Consider the following 18,053-nt stretch of genomic DNA (forward strand, 5'->3'; position numbering starts at 1 on the left):
CGTACTGACTATGACCCACGCCAACGCACCCTCTCCGTGGAAGGCCGTCGACGTGAGGAAAGTCGGACGCATCCCGAACGGCGGCGGGCGGCGCGCCCACGGTCGTCACTCCGACAAAGCCCGAGCGGCAGCCAGGTCCAAGACGAAGACCGGGGGCACTGCCCAAGCAGGGCGTCGTGGGCACGTGTACCTGCATGCGGCGGTCGACGGGCATACCCGCTAGCGGCCGACGCCCCCCGGCTGACCTGAGCGTGATCTTGCCGCTGTCCCACGTTGCGAGATCACATCCCGGTCCGAAGAAGCGCGCGGCAGGGGAACCTGATCCGAAGTGCCGACGTCGAAGGGCGGAACTCGCTCCGGGCACGGTCTCATTCCCGTGCTGAGCGAGGGCGAGGTCACTCGCCCAAGAAGAGGCGGCACTCCTCTTCTTCGCAGCGTCTACTGAGGGGGAAACACATGAGCTGGACCAAGCGATCCGCCGGCTTGTTAGTGGCGGCGGCCATGGCGTTGTCAGTAGCCGCGTGCACGGCCGACAGCGGTGGCGGTGGAGCCTCCTGCGTCGCTCAGTACACCTATCAGGACATCACCTATCAAGACGTGGGGGACGTGAATTTCACACTGGGGAAGAAGCTCGGAGTCGCCACCGAACCACCCTGCGAAGACACCGGCGGGGAGGGCGAGAGCGAGGAGCCGGCCGGTCTGACGGAGACTGCCTACGAAGTGGACGGCATCTCTCCCAAGGTCGCCATCGCCGTTGGGGACACGTCGGAGACAGCCAGGTTCTTCGCCGTTTCCTCCGGTTCGGAGCTCCCGCCCGAGGTACAGAAACTGATCGACGGTTCCTGATCTGACACGCGGGGTTCGGTGTGGTTCCAGCGCTGACGCCACACCGAACCCCGCGCACCGGACTGGGGCAGCCACGTGACGCTCGGGAGCGGACCCGCCCTAGGTCGTCTCGACCCCGGACCGCTCGTCAACGATCCGCTTCAGCTTGCCGACGGACCGTTCCAGCGTCTCCGGATCGACGATCTCGACCCCGACGGACACCCCGATCCCGTCCTTTACGGCCGCCGCGATCGACGCGGCGGCGGCCGCGCGCTGCTCGGGGCTCGCTCCGGACCGCGCCTCCGCACGGACCGTCAGCGCGTCCAGCCGCCCCTCGCGGGTCAGCCGCAGCTGGAAGTGCGGCGCCACCGACGGCGTACGCAGCACGATCTCCTCGATCTGGGTCGGGAAGAGGTTCACCCCGCGCAGGATCACCATGTCGTCGCTGCGCCCGGTGACCTTCTCCATGCGCCGGAAGACCCGCGCGGTCCCCGGCAGCAGCCGGGTCAGATCCCGCGTGCGGTAGCGGATCACCGGCATGGCCTCCTTGGTGAGCGAGGTGAAGACCAGTTCGCCCTCCTCGCCGTCCGGAAGGACCTCGCCGGTGAACGGGTCGACGACCTCCGGGTAGAAGTGGTCCTCCCAGATGTGCAGCCCGTCCTTGGTCTCCACGCACTCCTGCGCGACACCGGGACCCATCACCTCGGACAGCCCGTATATGTCGACCGCGTCGATCGCGAACCGCTCCTCGATCTCGCGGCGCATGGCCTCGGTCCACGGTTCGGCGCCGAAGATGCCGACCTTCAGCGAGGTCGTACGCGGGTCGACGCCCTGGCGTTCGAACTCGTCGAGGAGCGTCAGCATGTACGAGGGAGTGATCATGATGATCTCGGGCCGGAAGTCCTGGATCAGCTGCACCTGGCGCGCCGTCATTCCCCCGGACGCGGGGATCACCGTGCAGCCCAGCCGCTCCGCGCCGTAGTGCGCGCCGAGCCCGCCCGTGAACAGCCCGTATCCGTAGGCCACATGGACCGTGTGGCCGGGCCGGCCGCCGGCCGCCCTGATCGAACGCGCGACGACGTCCGCCCAGGTGTCCAGGTCCCGGTCGGTGTACCCGACGACCGTGGGACGGCCGGTCGTGCCGCTGGACGCGTGGATACGCCGCACCTGGTCCTGAGGTACCGCGAACATCCCGAAGGGGTAGTTGTCGCGCAGATCGGCCTTGGCGGTGAAGGGGAAGCGGGCGAGGTCGGCGAGCGTGCGGCAGTCCTCGGGCAGGAGACCCGCCTTGTCGAAGGCCGCCCGGTAGAAGGCGACGTTGTCGTACGCATGGCGCAGCGTCGCGCGGAGCCGCTCCAGCTGCAACGCCTCCAGCTCGCCGCGGCCGAGTCGTTCCGAGGCGTCCAGCAGTGCCGACATGCGCATATTCCTCTCCCGAACGGGCGACCGATCATTCGGTCGATCCTGCTGGGAGCAGTAACGCAGGCCGCCGCGGGGGATGGCAAGGGGGTGGCGCGGTCGAGCCGGGGCGGGGCGTCAGAAGCCGAGCTCGGTGAGACCGGGGTGGTCGTCGGGGCGGCGACCCAGCGGCCAGCGGTAGCGGCGGTCGGCTTCCTCGATGGGGACGTCGTTGATGCTCGCGTGGCGCACCCGCATCAGGCCGCTCTCGTCGAACTCCCAGTTCTCGTTGCCGAAGGAGCGGTGCCAGCGCCCCGTCCGGTCGTGCCACTCGTAGGCGAAGCGCACCGCGATCCGGTCGTCGCCGTACGCCCACAGCTCCTTGACGAGCCGGTAGTCGAGCTCACGCTCCCACTTCCGGGTCAGCAGGGCGACGATCTCCTCGCGGCCGGTGGCCCACTCGGAGCGGTTCCGCCAGCGGGAGTCCACGGTGTAGGCGAGGGCCACCCCGGCCGGGTCCCTGGAGTTCCAGCCGTCCTCGGCCAGGCGGACCTTCTCGACCGCGGACGCGTGGGTGAAGGGCGGAAGGGGTGGCCGTGGGCTCATGAGGGCTCCTGGGTGCTGCCCCGGCTGGAGGGGGCTTCCGAAAGGGGAGAACGTGCGTTCTCCCCGGTGGTGCCGTAGCCTAGGAGAACGATCGTTCTCACGCAAGGGGAGGCAACGGTGGATCAGGCCGAGGCACGGACCGGGCTGCTCGACGCCGCGGAAGGCCTGTTCTACGAACGGGGCATCCAGGCCGTCCCGATGGACGACATCCGGGCGGCCGCAGGCCTCTCGCTCAAGCGCCTCTACGGCCTCTACCCCTCGAAATCGGCGCTCGTGCAGGCATATCTGGAACGCCGGGACACCCGGTGGCGTGACCGTCTCGCCGCATACGCCGACGCCGCTCCCACTCCGGAGAGCCGGATTCTGGCCGTCTTCGACTGGCTCCATCAGTGGTTCTCGCAGCCGGACTTCCGCGGTTGCGCGTTCGTCAACGCCTTCGGCGAACTCGGAGGCGTCGACCAGGCGGTCGCCGCGGTCGCCCGTGCCCACAAGCTCGCCTTCCGCGACTACCTCGCCGCCCTCGTCGTCGCCTCCGGGCGGCCCGGAACGTGCGTGGACGCCTTCGCGCTGCTCGCCGAAGGCGCCATCTCCATCGCGGCCGTCTCCGGAACCCCCGCGGCCGCGCACCGGGCCAAGGAGGCGGCGGCGCTGCTGCTGGCGGCCACCGCCCCCGCCTGATTCGCTACGGGCAGACGTGCCTGCACAGCGGCCGCCGAACCTCGCATTCCGCCCGGCCCCGTCGCCCCGGCCGACTGCGCCCGCGCGGCCCGCCTGTTTGGATGGCACGCATGCCGATCTTCCACGCCTACGACGGGACCGAACTCGCCTACCACCTCGTGGGGGAGCGCGACCCGCAGGGCAGCCCCCTGATCTGCCTGCCTGGCGGGCCGATGCGGGCGAGCGCCTGCCTCGGGGATCTCGGCGGACTCTCGGCCGGGCGGCAGCTCGCCCTGCTCGATCTGCGCGGCACCGGTGACTCCCCGGCCCCCGCCGACCCGTCGACGTACCGCTGCGACCGGCTCGTCGACGACATCGAGGCGCTGCGCGAACACCTTGGCCACCAGCGGATCGATCTGCTGGGACACTCCGCTTCGGGTGACCTGGCCATCCTGTACGCGGCCCGGTACCCGCGGCGCCTGCGCACGCTCACGCTCGTCACACCCGGCACGCGCGCCGTCGGCATCGACGTGACCGAGCAGGACCGGCGCGAGGCGGCCGAACTGCGCGGCCACGAGCCCTGGTACGCGACGGCACGCGCCGCGCTCGACGAGATCGGGGCGGGAAGCCCGGTGGACGACGTGCGTGCCGCCCTGGAGCCGTTCGCGTACGGACGCTGGGACGCGGCAGCCATGGCCCACTCCGCGTCGGCCGCCGGCCAGACCAACCGCGAGGCGCGGCAGGCCTTCTACGAGGGGGGCGCGTTCGGTCCGGAGCCGGTCGTGGCCGCCCTGCGGGAGCTCGCCGCGCCGGTGCTCGTTCTCGCGGGGGAGTACGACGGAGGGCCGAGCCCCGACCGGGCGACGGAGCTCGCGGCCCTCTTCCCGCACGGCGAGTTCGTCGTGCAGCGGGGCGCCGAGCACTACCCGTGGATCGACGACCCGGGTGCCTTCGTCCGCACCGTCACCGCGTTCCTCGACCCGGACGTGCGCAGTGTGCAGGCGGGCGGCATCCGGCTCGCGTACCGCGTCCTGGGCGACCCTGCCGCTCCGCCCGTCGTCCTCGTCCACGGACGGGGCGGCAGCAGCCGCGACTGGACCCTCGTCGCCGAGCGGCTCGCCGGGGAACACCGGGTGTACGCACTCGACTTCCGGGGCCACGGCCTCAGCGACTGGCCGGGCCGGTACTCCTTCGAGCTCTTCCGTGACGACCTCCACGCGTTCCTGGAGGTCCGCAACCTCGCCGGCGCCACCGTGGTCGGACACTCGATGGGCGGCGTCGCCGCCTGCCTGCTCGCCGAGCGCGAACCGGGACTGATCGGCAGGCTCGTCCTGGAGGACGCCCCGCTGCTCCGCCCGCTGGACCCGCCCCGGCCTCCGGCCGAACGCCCGGACGGGACACTCGACTTCGACTGGCCGGTCGTACCGTCCATCGACGCCCAGCTCAACGAACCCGATCCGGCGGGCCGCGAGCGCCTCGGGGAGATCACCGCGCCCACGCTCGTCATCGGCGGCGGTCCCGGCAGTCATATCGACCAGGAACAGCTCGCCTGGATGGCGGAACAGATCCCCGGCTGCCGCTTCGTCACCATCGACGCTGGGCACCTGGTGCACAGCGCCCGGCCGGAGGAATTCCTCGCGGAGCTCTGGGCGTTCGGCCTGGCGTGAGAGCCCAGGGGCGTCAGCTCCGCGCCGCGAACGCCTTGGCCCACCGGTAGTCCGCCTTGCCGCTCGGTGACCGGCGTATGCGATCGGCGAGAACGACACTGCGGGGAATCTTGTATCCGGCCAGCCGTGCGCGGCAGTGCGTCTGTACCGCGTCCAGGTCCAGCGGTCCTGCCCCCTCGCGCAGTTGCAGGACGGCAGCGACCCGATGGCCCCACCGGGCGTCGGGCACGCCCGTGACCAGTGCGTCGTACACATCCGGATGGGCCTTGAGCGCCTGCTCGACCTCCTCCGGATAGACCTTCTCACCACCGGTGTTGATGCACTGCGATCCGCGCCCGAGGACCGTGACGATGCCGGCGTCGTCGACGGTCGCCATGTCGCCCAGCAGCACCCAGCGCTCCGGCCCCTTCTGGAAGAAGGTCTCGGCCGTCTTGACGGGGTCGTTGTAGTACCCGAGCGGCACGTGGCCGCGCTGGGCGATCCGCCCCGGCTCGCCGGGGACCACCGGCTCGTACGTCACCGGGTCCACGACCGCCGTACGGGAGTTGACCTGGACCCGGAAGCCCTTCGCCGGACCCGAGTCGGCCGTCGCGGTGCCGTTGAATCCGGACTCCGAGGAGCCGAAGTTGTTGAGCAGCGCCACCGTCGGCACGAGTGCCTGGAACTCCGCGCGGACCGAGTCCGACATGATCGCGCCCGAGCTGGAGACGGAGAACATCGACGAACAGTCCACGCCCTTCAGCGGCCCCTTGAGCGCGTCGATCAGCGGGCGCAGCATCGCGTCGCCGACCAGGGACACGCTCGTGACCCTCTCCTTCTCGATCGTCCGCAGCACGTCCTCCGGGGCGAACTTGCGGTGGACGACGACGCGCTGGCCGAAGTTGAAGCCGATGAAGGCGGTGAGGGTGGACGTGCCGTGCATCAGCGGGGGAGTGGGGAAGAAGGTGATGCCGTCACCGCCCGCGGCCACCCGCTCGGCCAGCTCCTGCGGGGTCTTCACCGGCTCGCCCGTCGGAGCGCCGCCCCCGAGACCGGAGAAGAACAGGTCCTCCTGCCGCCACATGACGCCCTTCGGCATGCCGGTGGTACCGCCGGTGTAGATGATGAACAGGTCGTCGGCCGAGCGCGGTGCGAAACCGCGGGCGGGCGAGCCCGCTGCCTCCGCCCCGGTGAACGGCACGGCATCGAGGCGGGCCGCCCCGTCGGCGGCGCAACCTCCGACGCGTATGAGATGGCGCAGCTTCGTCGCCTGCGGAGCGGCGGCCGTCACCCGCTCGTCGAACTCGGCGTCGAAGACCAGCGCCGCGAGATCGGCGTCCCGGTAGAGGTAGACCAACTCCTCTTCGACGTAACGGTAGTTGACGTTCACCGGCACGATGCGGGCCTTGAGGCAGGCCAGCACGGTCTGGAGGTACTCGATGCCGTTGTAGAGATGCAGCCCCAGGTGCTCGCCGGGGCGGATGCCCGCGTCGAGCAGATGGTGGGCGATCCGGTTGGCTGCCGTGTCCAACTGGGCGTAGCTGAGACGGCGTTCGGCACCGGAGCCGGGATGGTCGAGGTAGACGAGCGCCTCACGGTCCGGGACGGCGTCGACGACCGATTCGAACAGGTCGGCAAGGTTGAACTCCACCGTTCCTCCTGACCCCGGGGTGACTGACGGCTCGGCGGTCATTAGAGCGCCGACCGGCGCAACTGGGAAGAGGGGGCACGGAAGTAATCTGACTGCCTGTCAGAAAACTATTGAACTGCGGCCCCTCCTACTGCAACCTGTTCTAGGTCTTGAGACTGGAGGCAGGCAATGGGCGGTACGGAACACCTGACCGTGCAGCGCGAAGGCGCCACGCTGGTGCTCACGCTGAACAGGCCGGAGGCGAAGAACGCACTCTCGCTGCCGATGCTCGTCGGGCTGTACGACGGCTGGCTCGCGGCGGACGCGGACGACACGGTCCGCTCCGTCGTCCTCACCGGCGCGGGCGGCTCCTTCTGCGCCGGCATGGACCTCAAGGCCCTCGCGGGCCGGGGGATGGAGGGCGAGCGGTACCGGGACCGGATGGAGGCCGACCCCGATCTGCACTGGAAGGCGATGCTGCGCCACCACCGCCCCCGCAAACCCGTCATCGCCGCCGTCGAAGGTCACTGCGTCGCGGGCGGCACCGAGATCCTCCAGGGAACCGACATCCGCATCGCCGGCGCGGGCGCCACCTTCGGCCTCTTCGAGGTCAGGCGGGGCCTCTTCCCCATCGGCGGTTCCACCGTGCGGCTGCCCCGCCAGATCGCCCGCACCCACGCCCTCGAAATGCTCCTCACCGGGCGCCCGTACAGCGCCGAGGAAGCCGCCGCCGTCGGCCTGGTCGGCAGGGTCGTCCCCGACGGCACCGCGCTGGAGCAGGCACTCCGCGTCGCCGAGCAGATCAACGCCTGCGGACCCCTCGCGGTCGAGGCGGTCAAGGCGTCGGTGTACGAGACCGCGGAGATGACCGAGAGCGAGGGCCTGGCCGCCGAACTGAAACGGGGCTGGCCGGTCTTCGCCACCGACGACGCCAAGGAAGGCGCCCGCGCCTTCGCCGAGAAGCGCCCGCCCGTCTACCGGCGCTCCTGAACCAAGGAGACAACCGTGCCCGACGTCCTCAGCGCACCCCTGGTGGTGGAGTTCCCCTTCACCCGCTCGCTGGGCCCCGTCCAGAGCGCCTTCCTCACCGGACTGCGCCAGCGCACCGTCCTCGGTGTCCGCACCCGCCGGGGAAAGATCCTCGTCCCACCGGTCGAATACGACCCCGTCACCGCCGAGGAGATCAGCGACCTCGTCGAGGTCGCGGCCACCGGCACCGTCACCACCTGGGCCTGGAACCCGGCCCCGCGCCGCGACCAGCCCCTCGGTACGCCGTTCGCCTGGGTGCTCGTCCGGCTCGACGGCGCCGACACGGCGCTGCTCCACGTCCTGGACGCACCCGGCCCCGAAGCGGTCCGCACCGGCATGCGGGTCCGTATCCGCTGGGCACCGGCCCGCACCGGCGCCATCACGGACATCGCCTGCTTCGAACCGTACGAGAGCGAGAGCGCGAACCCACAACCCGTGCCGCACACAGGTGAGTTCGCCGACCCGGTCACCGGGATCGTCACACCGGCCCGGCTCGACTACACGTACCACCCCGGCCGCGCCCAGAGCGCTTACCTCGAAGCGCTGGCCGGGCGGCAGGTCGTCGGTGAACGCTGCCCCGCGTGCCGCAAGGTCTACGTCCCCCCGCGCGGCGCCTGCCCCACCTGCGGAGTCGCCACCGACGAACGGGTCGAGGTGGGGCCGCGCGGCACCGTCACGACGTTCTGCATCGTCAACATCAAGGCGAAGAACGCCGCCATCGACGTCCCCTACGTCTACGCCCACATCGCCCTCGACGGCGCCGACCTCGCCCTGCACGCGCGGATCGGAGGCATCCCCTACGACCAGGTGCGCATGGGGCTGCGCGTCGAACCCGTCTGGACTCCGGGCAGCCGCCACCCCGACCACTACCGGCCCACCGGCGAACCCGACGCCGACTACGACACGTACAAGGAGCTGCTGTAGATGCGAGACGTGGCGATCGTCGCCTTCGCGCAGACCGACCACCGGCGGCGCACCGACGAACTCTCCGAGGTCGAGATGCTGATGCCCGTCCTGCATCAGGTCCTCGACACGACGGGCCTGAAGGCCAGCGGTATCGACTTCACCTGCTCCGGTTCCACCGACTACCTCGCGGGCCGCGCGTTCTCCTTCACCATGGCGCTCGACGGCGTCGGCGCCCACCCGCCGATCTCCGAGTCGCACGTCGAGATGGACGGCGCCTGGGCCCTCTACGAGGCATGGGTGAAGATCCGGACCGGCCAGGCGGACACCGCGCTCGTCTACGCCTACGGCAAGTCCTCGTGCGGCGAGGTCCGTGATGTCCTCACCCGCCAGCTCGACCCCTACTACGTCGCCCCCCTCTGGCCCGACTCCGTCGCGCTCGCCGCACTCCAGGCCCAGGCGCTCATCGATTCCGGGGCCACCGACGAACCGGCGCTCGCCGGGATCGCCGCCCGCAGCCGCACCGCCGCGACGGCCAACCCGCACGCCCAGCTCAGCGGCAGCGTCCCGGCAGGCGACTATCTCGTACAACCGCTGCGCACCGGCGACTGCCCGCCCATCGGCGACGGCGCGGCGGCCGTGATCCTCGCCGCGGGGGACACGGCCCGCGCCCTGTGCGCCCGCCCCGCCTGGATACGCGGGATCGACCACCGCATCGAGGCCCACGCCCTCGGCGTCCGCGATCTGACCGACTCACCCTCCACCCGGCTCGCGGCCGAACGCGCCGGTGCCTTCGAACGCCCGGTGGACACAGCGGAGTTGCACGCCCCCTTCACCTCCCAGGAGGTCGTCCTGCGCACGGCACTCGGACTGGGCGACGACGTGGACGTGAATCCGTCGGGGGGCGCGCTCGCCGCCAACCCCGTCATGGCCACCGGCCTCATCCGCCTCGGCGAAGCCGCCGCGCGCATCCACCGCGGCGAGTCCGACCGGGCGCTCGCCCACGCCACATCGGGCCCCTGCCTGCAGCAGAACCTGGTCGCCGTACTGGAAGGGGAGAGCGCCCATGTCTGAGGAACCCGTAGCGGTCGTCGGCGTCGGCCAGACCAAGCACGTCGCCGCCCGGCACGACGTCTCCATCGCCGGACTGGTCCGCGAGGCCGCCGTACGCGCGCTGGAGGACGCCGGACTGACCTGGGCCGACGTCGACGCCGTCGTCATCGGGAAGGCTCCCGACTTCTTCGAGGGCCTCATGATGCCGGAGCTCTATCTCGCCGACGCCCTCGGTGCCGTCGGCAAACCCATGCTCCGCGTCCACACCGCCGGATCGGTCGGCGGCTCCACGGCGCTCGTCGCCGCGAACCTCGTCGCCGCCCGCGTCCACCGCACCGTTCTCACCCTCGCCTTCGAGAAGCAGTCCGAATCGAACGCCATGTGGGGGCTCTCGCTGCCCGTCCCCTTCCAGCAGCCGCTGCTGGCCGGTGCGGGCGGCTTCTTCGCACCGCACGTCCGCGCGTACATGCGCCGCACCGGAGCGCCCGACACGGTCGGCTCCCTCGTCGCGTACAAGGACCGGCGCAACGCGCTGCTCAACCCGTACGCGCACATCCGCGACCCGGACATCACCCTGGCGAAGATCCAGGCCGCCCCCATGCTCTGGGACCCGATCCGTTACTCCGAGACCTGCCCCTCGTCCGACGGCGCCTGCGCCATGATCCTCACCGACCGGGCCGGGGCGGCCCGTTCGCCGCATCCGCCCGCCTGGGTGCACGGCGGAGCCATGCGCAGTGAACCGACGCTGTTCGCCGGGAAGGACTTCGTCTCGCCGCGGGCCGGAAAGGACTGCGCGGCCGATGTCTACCGGCAGGCGGGCATCACCGATCCACGCAGGGAGATCGACGCCGTCGAGATGTACGTCCCGTTCTCGTGGTACGAGCCGATGTGGCTGGAGAACCTCGGCTTCGCGGCCGAGGGCGAGGGCTGGAAGCTCACCGAGTCCGGTGCGACCGAAATCGACGGCGATCTGCCGGTGAACCCCTCGGGCGGGGTCCTGTCCACCAACCCCATCGGGGCCTCCGGCATGATCCGCTTCGCGGAGGCCGCCCTTCAGGTACGCGGACGGGCGGGCGATCATCAGGTCGACGGGGCACGGAAGGCGCTCGGTCACGCGTACGGCGGAGGGGCGCAGTTCTTCTCGATGTGGCTCGTCGGGTCCCGCCCTCCGGAGAGCTGAACGGGCGCCTCCCCGGGACGGCGCAGATGGCGGGCCTCAAGGGCCGGGGCCGGCGCTATCGTCAGGGCCATGCCCGACACCCGGCCCGGAACCCGGCTCACCCTCGGTCTCGCCCTCACCGTCCGCCACGACGGACAGGGCGGCGTCGCCGACGACCTCGACACCCCCGCGGGCCTCACCCACTGGGTCCGGGAACACCCCGAGGCCCTCGGCGGGGTGCCGGGCGACCGCTGGCAGGCCGACGCGGCCACCCTCGGCGACGTCCGGGCCCTGCGCGCCGCGGTCCGCGCGCTCTTCGCGCACGCCGTACGCCCCGGTGAGCCGAGCACGGCCGACGCGCGGCGGCTGCCGCCCGTCGCCGAGGCACTGGAACGGCTCAACGCCGCCGCTGCCGCCGTCCCCACCGTGCCGGTCCTGGAGTGGCCGGAGGGCGGCGAACCGACGTCCGCCGACCGCCCGGCCACCGCCACCCCCGGGCCCGGTCCGGACATCGTGGCGGCCACCCTCGCCCGCGCCGCGATCGGCTTCCTCGCCGGCCCGGACCGGAACGCCCTGCGCGCCTGTCACGCGCCGAGGTGCGTGCGCTACTTCCTCAAGGAGCACCCCCGGCAGGAGTGGTGCACACCCTCCTGCGGCAATCGCGCCCGGGTGGCCCGCCACCATGAGCGCCACCGCGCAGCGCGACCGTAGCCTGGCGCCCATGACTGGCGAGCGTGATCTGAGAACCCTGCTGAGGAGCATGCGGCCCGAGCTCAACCCGGGCCGTTACGTATTCACCACGGCGCCGGACGGGGTGGTGCCCGAGGGCACCACCCCCGTCGTCACGGTCGCGGAGCGCGAAGGGCTGACCCTGGTCCTGGCGGAAGCGGAAGCGGACGCGGCCGGTCTCGCGCACGACTACGTGGCCGGCTGGATCACCCTCCGGGTCCATTCGGCGCTGGACGCCGTAGGGCTGACCGCCGCCGTGGCTCTCGCCCTGACGGATGCCGGACTGAGCTGCAATGTGGTCGCCGGCTACCACCACGACCACCTGTTCGTCCCCCACGAGCGGGCTGCCGAGGCCGTGGGCGTGCTGGAGCGGCTGGCCGCGGAGTCGGCCTGACCCGCACACCGGGCGGCGGCCCGTCCCGTCACCGGTCACCCGAAAGCGCCGGTCACAGCCACCCGGGGGCCGGGCCCGGCTCCGCAACGTGAGCCGGGACACGTACCATGTCGGCATGTCCTTCCTCCGCCGCCGTAGCGCCGCCACACCCGCGGGCCCGGACTTCGACGTCCTGGCCATGGACCCGGGGGACTGGCCCGGTAACCTCGGCGCCGGTCTGCTTCCTGCCCCCGACGGGACCTGCCAGGGCGTGTTTCTGCGGTACGACCTGTTCGGCGGGCGCGGCCCGGCGATGATCATCGGTAATCTGCCCGAGGGCTCGCCCGCCCGCGAGACCGAAGAGGGCCAGGTCCCCTTCGAGGTCGCCCAGCTGCTGCTCGCACTGGAGAACGACGAGCCGGTCGAGGTGACAGGCACCGAGGACTCCCCGGTCATGCAGGGCGACAACCTCCTGATCGTCCGGCGCGTCAAGCTCTCCGAGAGCCGTATCTCCTGCGTCCAGTTCGACCGGAGCGACGGCGTCCTGGTCACCATCGCCAGCTGGGACCGGCCGATCACCGACGATCTGTACGCACTGCTGAAGCCGCTCCCCGCAGAGCTCTTCCAGCAGGGCTGACACGCCCGCGGCCGTTACGTGCTCACGGGGCTCGGCGTCAGCAGGGAGATCACCGCCCTGGCCGACGCGGTGCCGATCCCCGTAGGCCCGTTGAGGTGCCACGGCGCGCCACCCGTACCCGACCGCAGGTCGGCGTCGTTGTAGCGGACGCAGTAGCGGTGCCAGTTGAGAATCCCGGCCAGCCAGTTCTGCAGATCGAGCACATAGGTGTCCAGGATCTCCCTGGCCTCCACCCCCAGTGCGAAGTCGTCGTAGAGCACCGGCAGTTCGTGCTCGATGACGTGCTGGAACTGCCGCATCCGTCCCTTCATCAGCTCGTGCACCATGGACACGCCCGTCGGATAGTCCACCCCGAAGAAGTTCTGCACGACCAGGACGGCGTTGTGCACCTCGCCCTCGTACTCGATCTCCTTCTGGTACGAGAAGAGATCGTTGAGCAGCGTCGCGTAGTCGACCGCGGCGTTCTCCAGCGAACGGATCGGTCCGCTGCGGTAGACCTCGGCGGGCACCTGGTCGCCGTGCGACAGCCGGCACAGCCGCATCGTCATGTCCGCGCCGAACGTGAACCGCCGCATCTCGATGTAGTCGACCGGGTCCGGAATGCGGTTCTGCGCCTGGTTGGCCAGCTCCCACAGCCAGCTGTTGAGCATGTCGTCCACCGCCGTGCGGAACGTACGCCGCGAAGCGTCGTCCATCGGCCCGGCCGTCCGTTCCCACAGATCGCCGAGACCACGCTCCATCGCGTCGGACGGCTCGGGAACGGGCCCGCCGTCCAGCGGCATGAACAGCCGCAGCCGCTCATTGGCCGCCCACGCCCCGGCCAGGTCGCGGGTGCGCCCGTAGATCACCGGATAGAGATCGTCGCCGTACGTGCCCCACGTCAGCCAGTTCGACGACAGATCCAGCTCCTCCGGCGTCGCGTCCGGATCGAGGCCCGCCGAGCAGAGCGGCAGATCGATGTTGCGCGCCCGGCGCTCGTCCCAGACATGTGATCCGGGCCGTCCGGCAACCGGTTCGAGCATGCCCATCCGCCGCGCCCACACGATGTTCCGGTCCCTGGCGGCCGCCAGGTGCGGGCTGAGGGTGAGCGGGTACGGGAGATCGAAGTCGGGAAGGATGGACGGGCCGACCTGCTGGAACGGCACATGGGTATGGCTGCGCAGGCGGGCCGCCTCCGCACGCGGGGTGAGACGGACCGACGCGGCGGCCATGCCCCAGCCGGAATCGGCGGGCCCGGCCGGTACGCCGCCGCCGTTCATGTAGCGGCTGGACCGCATGTGCCACTCGTGCCCGCCGGACTGCCAGTCCTGGAGGCCCTTGGTGTACGCGAACACGGCGGCCGTCTCGGCGGCCGTGAGCCCCTTCTCGGCGCAGAGCGGGCCCACCTCCGTGAGCGCGGTGTTCTCGAACTGCTGGAGCCGCGACGTCAGCAGGTCGTTGACGGCGTCGGCGGCCTCCTGCGTCGTACACCCGAGGAAGTGTTCGAGGACCAGCACGCCATTGCTGTTCTCCTTCTCGTCCTCCACCTCGCGCTGGTACGAGAAGAGGTCGTTGCGCAGATGCACCGCGTCCGAGAAGGCGTCCCGCAGCACCCCGAGCGGCCGTGATCCGGCCACCGAGGCCGGGACCTCCGCGTCCGCCGCGAACTCCACCAGCCCCGCCGACCAGGGCGCCCCGCCGACCTTCCGGCGCATCTCGATGTACTCGACGGGGTTGGCGATCCGCCCCTCGTCCATGTTGGAGAGCTCCCACAGGGACTCGTTCAGGAGATGCTCGGTGTTCTCGGCGAACCGGGCGCGCCAGGCGTCCGACATGGACGGCACCGTACGCGCCCACAGGTCGGCGAGCCCGGCCTCGACCGGGTTCTCGGGTTCCGGGAACCCCTCGGCCAGATCCATCGGCATGAAGGCGGGCAGCCGGTCCAGATACCGCTTCCCGCCCTCCCGGTCCAGTGACCGCTTGAAGGTCTCCAGGAAGTGGTCGTCGAAGAAGAAGACCCACACGTACCAGTCGGTGACCAGCGAGAGGGCGTCGGCCGAACAGTCGGGGTGGGTGTACGCGCAGAGCAGTGCGTAGTCATGGGCGTCGAGATCGCTCTCCTCCCAGACGCCGGACCCCTCCAGCATGTTCATCCGGCGTGCCCACTCCTTGGTGTGCCGCCGGGCCTCCTCCACATGAGGATTGAGCCGTGCCGGATACGGAACATAGAAGTCCGGCAGTGAGAAGGGCTGTGCCATGTGCCTGCGGCCTTTCCGAGTACATCCGCGCGCTGTTCGCGCGGACCGGTGCTGTCCGCGCCAGCACTACCCCTCGGCCATCCGGGGCACGCACAACCCGCATTAGTCACATAATTCAGGCGGGTCGCCGGAGGTCTCGTAAAGCTCAGGTAACGGAACCGGGCAGCGCCCCGGACGGATCTTTCCGGCCGCAGGTCAGACGCACTGTCAGTGGTCTGGTCCAGTGGCTCGTTCTGCCATCCCCGCAGCACACTTGACGCGCCATCACCACCCGCCACAGAGTGTGTGCGCTCACCACCGGTTCTCGGAAGGGTTGTCATGACGTCCAGGCAAAGGACCAGACTCGCTCTCGCTCTGACCACGGTGGGGGCGCTCGGCGTCGCACTGATGGCCCCGGTGGCCCAGGCCGGTGCGCAGGAGACGCGGCCGGAGTGCCCGCGCTCCCTCGACTGCGACTGGGTGCCCGCGGCCTACAAGCAGACGGGCGACCCGGCCGACAAGGCGACGTACGGCAACTACGACACGTCGGACCGGCCCAGGACCAACAAGATCAGGTTCATCGTGCTGCACGACACCGAGGTCGACTTCGCGACGACGCTGAAGATCTTCCAGAACCCGCTGAAACAGGCATCGGCCCACTATGTCGTCCGCTCCGCCGACGGTCACGTCACGCAGATGGTGAAGAACAAGGACGTCGCCTGGCAGGCGGGCAACTGGTACCTCAACACCCACTCCATCGGGATCGAGCAGGAAGGCGTCGCCGCCGAGGGCGCCAAGTGGTACACCCCCGAGATGTACCGGTCGACGGCGAAGCTCGTGCGCCACCTCGCGGCCGAGTACGACATCCCGCTCGACCGCGAACACATCATCGGCCACGACTCGGTGCCGCCCACCAGTACCGGCGGAACCAGGAACATGCACTGGGACCCGGGCCCGTACTGGGACTGGAACCGCTTCATGGCACTGCTGGGCAGGCCGACCGTGCCGAGCGCCTCACCCAGGAGTGAACTCATCACCGTCAGCGCGGACTTCACGAGCAACAAGCAGGCGTTCCGTGACTGCGAGAAGGGCGTCGACCTGCCGCTCCAGGGCAGCAGCGCCGTCCCGCTGCACACCGCGCCGGACGAGGCCTCACCGCTGTTCTCCGACCCCGGACTCCACCCCGACGGCTCTCCCGGCACCGACTGCGCCGCCGACTGGGGCAGCAAGATCACCGCCACCCAGCGCGCCGTGGTCGCCGACCGCGCCGAGGGCTGGACGGCGATCTGGTGGTACGGCCAGAAGGCGTGGTTCCGGACCCCGCCCGGCGCCGGGGTCACCACCCCGACCTCCGGTTACGTCGTGAAACCGAAGGCCGGGAGGGGCGAGGTGCCGGTGTACGGGGTGGCCTACCCGGACAAGGCCGACTACCCGGCCGACTTCACGGGCCAGCGGATCGGTACGGCGCTCCCGTACACGATCAAGCCGGGCCAGGCGTTCCCGGGCGGCGGCGAAGCGCCTGCCGGGTACTATTACGCACCGACGATCGACTCGTCGAAGCCGTACGACCACACCTACTTCAGCGGCAAGGAGAAGTACGTGACGGTCCAGATCGGCCACCGCGTCGGCTTCGTGAGGACCTCGGACGTGGACGTGGTGCGAGCACGCTGACGACAGCCTCAGGGGGGCGCCCACGACCGCGCAGGTGGGACGGGCGCACCACCCCGAAGGTGTTCGTCAGGCGCCGTCCCACACCGGGGCGTCCGTCCCCCAAAGGCCCGGCGGGCGTGCCCAGTTCACCGGGCTCCCCTCGTACGACACCGGCGGCAGCACGTGCCGCAGCCGCCCCATGGGGCTGTCGGTCCCGGTCAGCCGGTGCTCGGCGTCGAAGCCCTCGTCCTCGCCGGGAGCGGGTGCCAGGTCGTGGATCAGCCAGTGCGCGGTCCGCGCCAGGGCCAGACGGGCCAGGCGCGTGCCGCCCGTGCGGTGCTGCTCGGTGAGCGCGCGCAGCACCGCGGCCGCGAGCAGATAACCGGTGCCGTGGTCGAGCGCCTGGGCGGGCAGCACGCCGGGCGAGGCCGAGGACCCCTCCAGTTCGGCGATGCCGGTGGCCACTTGGACCAGGCTGTCGAAGCCGCGCCGCTCGTGCCACGGCCCGTAACGGCCCCACGCGGAGAGCTGGGCGACCACGAGACCCGGACGGCGCTCGGCGAGCGCCTCGGGTGCCAGTCCGAACCGGTCCAGCGCGCCGGGCCGGTAACCGGTGACCACCACGTCCGCCTCACCGAGCAGTTCCTCGAAGAGCCTGCGGTCGGCGGCCTCCCCGAGGTCCAGGGTGGTCGAGCGCTTCCCCATCCCCGTGTCGTTGTGGGCCTCCTGGCTTTCCGGCAGCTGTGGGGCGTCGATCCGCAGCACGTCAGCGCCGAGCAACGCCAGCGTGCGGGTGGCGACCGGTCCGGCCAGCACGCGGGTCAGGTCCAGGACGCGCAGCCCCGCGCACGGCAGCGCGGCATCACCGAGCGACCGGGCCGGGGCATCATCGATGCGCGTCGTCGTCAGCAGCGGCTGCCCCGCAACCAGTACTCCCTGCTCGCTCCTGGCCCAGTCCTCGGGGCTGCGTGCCGCGACGGCCAGACCGCCCGCCGCGTACCCGGTCTCCTCCACCTTCGCCGCGGTGAGCCCCGCGATCGCATGGGCCACCGCGTCCACCGCGCCCTCGCCGGCGTCCCCCGGCACCCCGAGAGCGGCGAGCAATCGGGCCCGGTGGTGAGGGTAGTTGGCGTGCGTACGAACCCATCCGTCGCTCGCCCGCCAGAACCGGGACAGCGGCGAGAAGGTCGACCACGCCTGCCCGTCGACCCGCACCAGCCGGTCGCTGAGGAACGCCGCGGCGACTGCCTCGTCATCGACCCGCACCCGGGGAACAGGGCGCCCCGTGCGTACGGACGTGAGCTCGGCAGCCGCGAGCGAGCACACCGCGACGGTGGCTCGCGCCAGCTCCATGACAGGCAGCCGGGCCGGCAGCCCTCCGGACGGGCCCCCGAAGGAGACCCGGTCGACCAGAGACGAATCGGCACCCAGTGCCGCCCAAGCGTGCGAGGTCCCGGCCGTGATCGGCGAATTCATGCCCCCACTATGGCACTCAGTGACATCCGCAGGAAGGGGTGCGTCATGGCCCCGGACCTGAGCCCC

The 18,053-nt window shown here is 71.0% G+C and carries 16 protein-coding genes and 1 pseudogene; 12 read left to right on the forward strand and 5 right to left on the reverse strand.

The genetic code is table 11. From position 1 onward, the window contains the following. Window positions 1–46 precede the first annotated feature (46 nt). Window positions 47–220: pseudogene (locus AC07FA_RS16475) on the forward strand (IS481 family transposase); the annotation flags it as partial. A 236-nt stretch (window positions 221–456) separates the two neighbouring features. Next, window positions 457–846: a DUF6281 family protein gene (locus AC07FA_RS16480; RefSeq protein ID WP_479076151.1), complete on the forward strand. Its 390-nt coding sequence runs from the start codon at window positions 457–459 to the stop codon at window positions 844–846. A gap of 99 nt (window positions 847–945) precedes the next feature. Here AC07FA_RS16480 and paaK read toward each other — a convergent pair whose 3' ends face one another. Continuing rightward, the gene (gene paaK, locus AC07FA_RS16485) at window positions 946–2,244 is read right to left on the reverse strand and encodes a phenylacetate--CoA ligase PaaK (protein WP_479076152.1); all 1,299 of its coding nucleotides are present in this window, start codon (window positions 2,242–2,244) and stop codon (window positions 946–948) included. 117 nt (window positions 2,245–2,361) lie between these two features. Then, window positions 2,362–2,829, reverse strand: coding sequence for a nuclear transport factor 2 family protein (locus AC07FA_RS16490; RefSeq protein ID WP_479076153.1), 468 nt, complete (start codon window positions 2,827–2,829; stop codon window positions 2,362–2,364). Between the two features lie 117 nt (window positions 2,830–2,946). Here AC07FA_RS16490 and AC07FA_RS16495 point away from each other — a divergent pair, with 117 nt between their 5' ends. Both AC07FA_RS16495 and AC07FA_RS16500 read left to right on the forward strand, forming a co-directional pair. Then, window positions 2,947–3,507 (forward strand): TetR/AcrR family transcriptional regulator, encoded by a 561-nt coding sequence (locus AC07FA_RS16495; protein ID WP_479076155.1) that lies wholly within the window; start codon window positions 2,947–2,949, stop codon window positions 3,505–3,507. A 110-nt stretch (window positions 3,508–3,617) separates the two neighbouring features. Further along, a complete protein-coding gene (locus AC07FA_RS16500) occupies window positions 3,618–5,153 on the forward strand; it encodes an alpha/beta fold hydrolase (RefSeq protein WP_479076156.1) in 1,536 nt (511 codons plus the stop codon). 13 nt (window positions 5,154–5,166) lie between these two features. Here the strand turns inward: AC07FA_RS16500 and AC07FA_RS16505 are convergent, their stop codons facing one another. Next, window positions 5,167–6,783 (reverse strand): acyl-CoA synthetase, encoded by a 1,617-nt coding sequence (locus AC07FA_RS16505; protein WP_479076158.1) that lies wholly within the window; start codon window positions 6,781–6,783, stop codon window positions 5,167–5,169. 168 nt (window positions 6,784–6,951) lie between these two features. On the opposite strand from AC07FA_RS16505, the gene AC07FA_RS16510 reads away from it, so the two are divergent. The 7 genes from AC07FA_RS16510 (at window position 6,952) to AC07FA_RS16540 (ending at window position 12,645) form a co-directional block, all read left to right on the forward strand. Beyond that, window positions 6,952–7,752 carry a crotonase/enoyl-CoA hydratase family protein gene (locus tag AC07FA_RS16510; RefSeq protein WP_479076159.1) on the forward strand — a complete coding sequence of 267 codons (801 nt, stop codon included), beginning with the start codon at window positions 6,952–6,954 and terminating at the stop codon, window positions 7,750–7,752. Between the two features lie 15 nt (window positions 7,753–7,767). Then, window positions 7,768–8,715 carry a Zn-ribbon domain-containing OB-fold protein gene (locus tag AC07FA_RS16515; protein ID WP_479076161.1) on the forward strand — a complete coding sequence of 316 codons (948 nt, stop codon included), beginning with the start codon at window positions 7,768–7,770 and terminating at the stop codon, window positions 8,713–8,715. Then, entirely contained in the window at window positions 8,716–9,768 is a 1,053-nt protein-coding gene (locus AC07FA_RS16520) for a thiolase domain-containing protein (protein WP_479076162.1), read from the forward strand. After that, a complete protein-coding gene (locus AC07FA_RS16525; RefSeq protein ID WP_479076163.1) occupies window positions 9,761–10,927 on the forward strand; it encodes a thiolase domain-containing protein in 1,167 nt (388 codons plus the stop codon). The genes AC07FA_RS16520 and AC07FA_RS16525 overlap by 8 nt, the downstream gene beginning before the upstream one ends. Window positions 10,928–10,996: 69 nt before the next feature. Further along, window positions 10,997–11,617, forward strand: coding sequence for a CGNR zinc finger domain-containing protein (locus tag AC07FA_RS16530; protein WP_479076165.1), 621 nt, complete (start codon window positions 10,997–10,999; stop codon window positions 11,615–11,617). A 10-nt stretch (window positions 11,618–11,627) separates the two neighbouring features. Next, a complete protein-coding gene (locus tag AC07FA_RS16535) occupies window positions 11,628–12,029 on the forward strand; it encodes an ACT domain-containing protein (protein WP_479076166.1) in 402 nt (133 codons plus the stop codon). A 115-nt stretch (window positions 12,030–12,144) separates the two neighbouring features. After that, on the forward strand, window positions 12,145–12,645 hold the full coding sequence (locus AC07FA_RS16540; protein ID WP_173310419.1) for a hypothetical protein: 501 nt from the start codon (window positions 12,145–12,147) through the stop codon (window positions 12,643–12,645). 14 nt (window positions 12,646–12,659) lie between these two features. Here the strand turns inward: AC07FA_RS16540 and AC07FA_RS16545 are convergent, their stop codons facing one another. Beyond that, a complete protein-coding gene (locus AC07FA_RS16545; RefSeq protein ID WP_479076168.1) occupies window positions 12,660–14,882 on the reverse strand; it encodes a terpene synthase family protein in 2,223 nt (740 codons plus the stop codon). A 318-nt stretch (window positions 14,883–15,200) separates the two neighbouring features. Here AC07FA_RS16545 and AC07FA_RS16550 point away from each other — a divergent pair, with 318 nt between their 5' ends. Beyond that, window positions 15,201–16,532 (forward strand): N-acetylmuramoyl-L-alanine amidase, encoded by a 1,332-nt coding sequence (locus AC07FA_RS16550; RefSeq protein WP_479076170.1) that lies wholly within the window; start codon window positions 15,201–15,203, stop codon window positions 16,530–16,532. 66 nt (window positions 16,533–16,598) lie between these two features. On the opposite strand, the gene AC07FA_RS16555 is transcribed toward AC07FA_RS16550, so the two are convergent. Continuing rightward, window positions 16,599–17,987, reverse strand: coding sequence for a CoA transferase (locus tag AC07FA_RS16555; protein WP_479076171.1), 1,389 nt, complete (start codon window positions 17,985–17,987; stop codon window positions 16,599–16,601). Window positions 17,988–18,053 lie beyond the last annotated feature (66 nt).

The sequence above is a fragment of the Streptomyces sp. NPDC045968 genome (assembly GCF_056430475.1).

What these genes read in the sequence shown, in the direction of transcription:
- AC07FA_RS16480 (WP_479076151.1), top strand. Translation starts at nt 457, where the DNA reads ATGAGCTGGACCAAGCGATCCGCCGGCTTGTTAGTGGCGGCGGCCATG.
- paaK (WP_479076152.1), bottom strand. Translation starts at nt 2,244, where the DNA reads ATGTCGGCACTGCTGGACGCCTCGGAACGACTCGGCCGCGGCGAGCTG.
- AC07FA_RS16490 (WP_479076153.1), bottom strand. Translation starts at nt 2,829, where the DNA reads ATGAGCCCACGGCCACCCCTTCCGCCCTTCACCCACGCGTCCGCGGTC.
- AC07FA_RS16500 (WP_479076156.1), top strand. Translation starts at nt 3,618, where the DNA reads ATGCCGATCTTCCACGCCTACGACGGGACCGAACTCGCCTACCACCTC.
- AC07FA_RS16510 (WP_479076159.1), top strand. Translation starts at nt 6,952, where the DNA reads ATGGGCGGTACGGAACACCTGACCGTGCAGCGCGAAGGCGCCACGCTG.
- AC07FA_RS16520 (WP_479076162.1), top strand. Translation starts at nt 8,716, where the DNA reads ATGCGAGACGTGGCGATCGTCGCCTTCGCGCAGACCGACCACCGGCGG.
- AC07FA_RS16525 (WP_479076163.1), top strand. Translation starts at nt 9,761, where the DNA reads ATGTCTGAGGAACCCGTAGCGGTCGTCGGCGTCGGCCAGACCAAGCAC.
- AC07FA_RS16530 (WP_479076165.1), top strand. Translation starts at nt 10,997, where the DNA reads ATGCCCGACACCCGGCCCGGAACCCGGCTCACCCTCGGTCTCGCCCTC.
- AC07FA_RS16535 (WP_479076166.1), top strand. Translation starts at nt 11,628, where the DNA reads ATGACTGGCGAGCGTGATCTGAGAACCCTGCTGAGGAGCATGCGGCCC.
- AC07FA_RS16540 (WP_173310419.1), top strand. Translation starts at nt 12,145, where the DNA reads ATGTCCTTCCTCCGCCGCCGTAGCGCCGCCACACCCGCGGGCCCGGAC.
- AC07FA_RS16545 (WP_479076168.1), bottom strand. Translation starts at nt 14,882, where the DNA reads ATGGCACAGCCCTTCTCACTGCCGGACTTCTATGTTCCGTATCCGGCA.
- AC07FA_RS16550 (WP_479076170.1), top strand. Translation starts at nt 15,201, where the DNA reads ATGACGTCCAGGCAAAGGACCAGACTCGCTCTCGCTCTGACCACGGTG.
- AC07FA_RS16555 (WP_479076171.1), bottom strand. Translation starts at nt 17,987, where the DNA reads ATGAATTCGCCGATCACGGCCGGGACCTCGCACGCTTGGGCGGCACTG.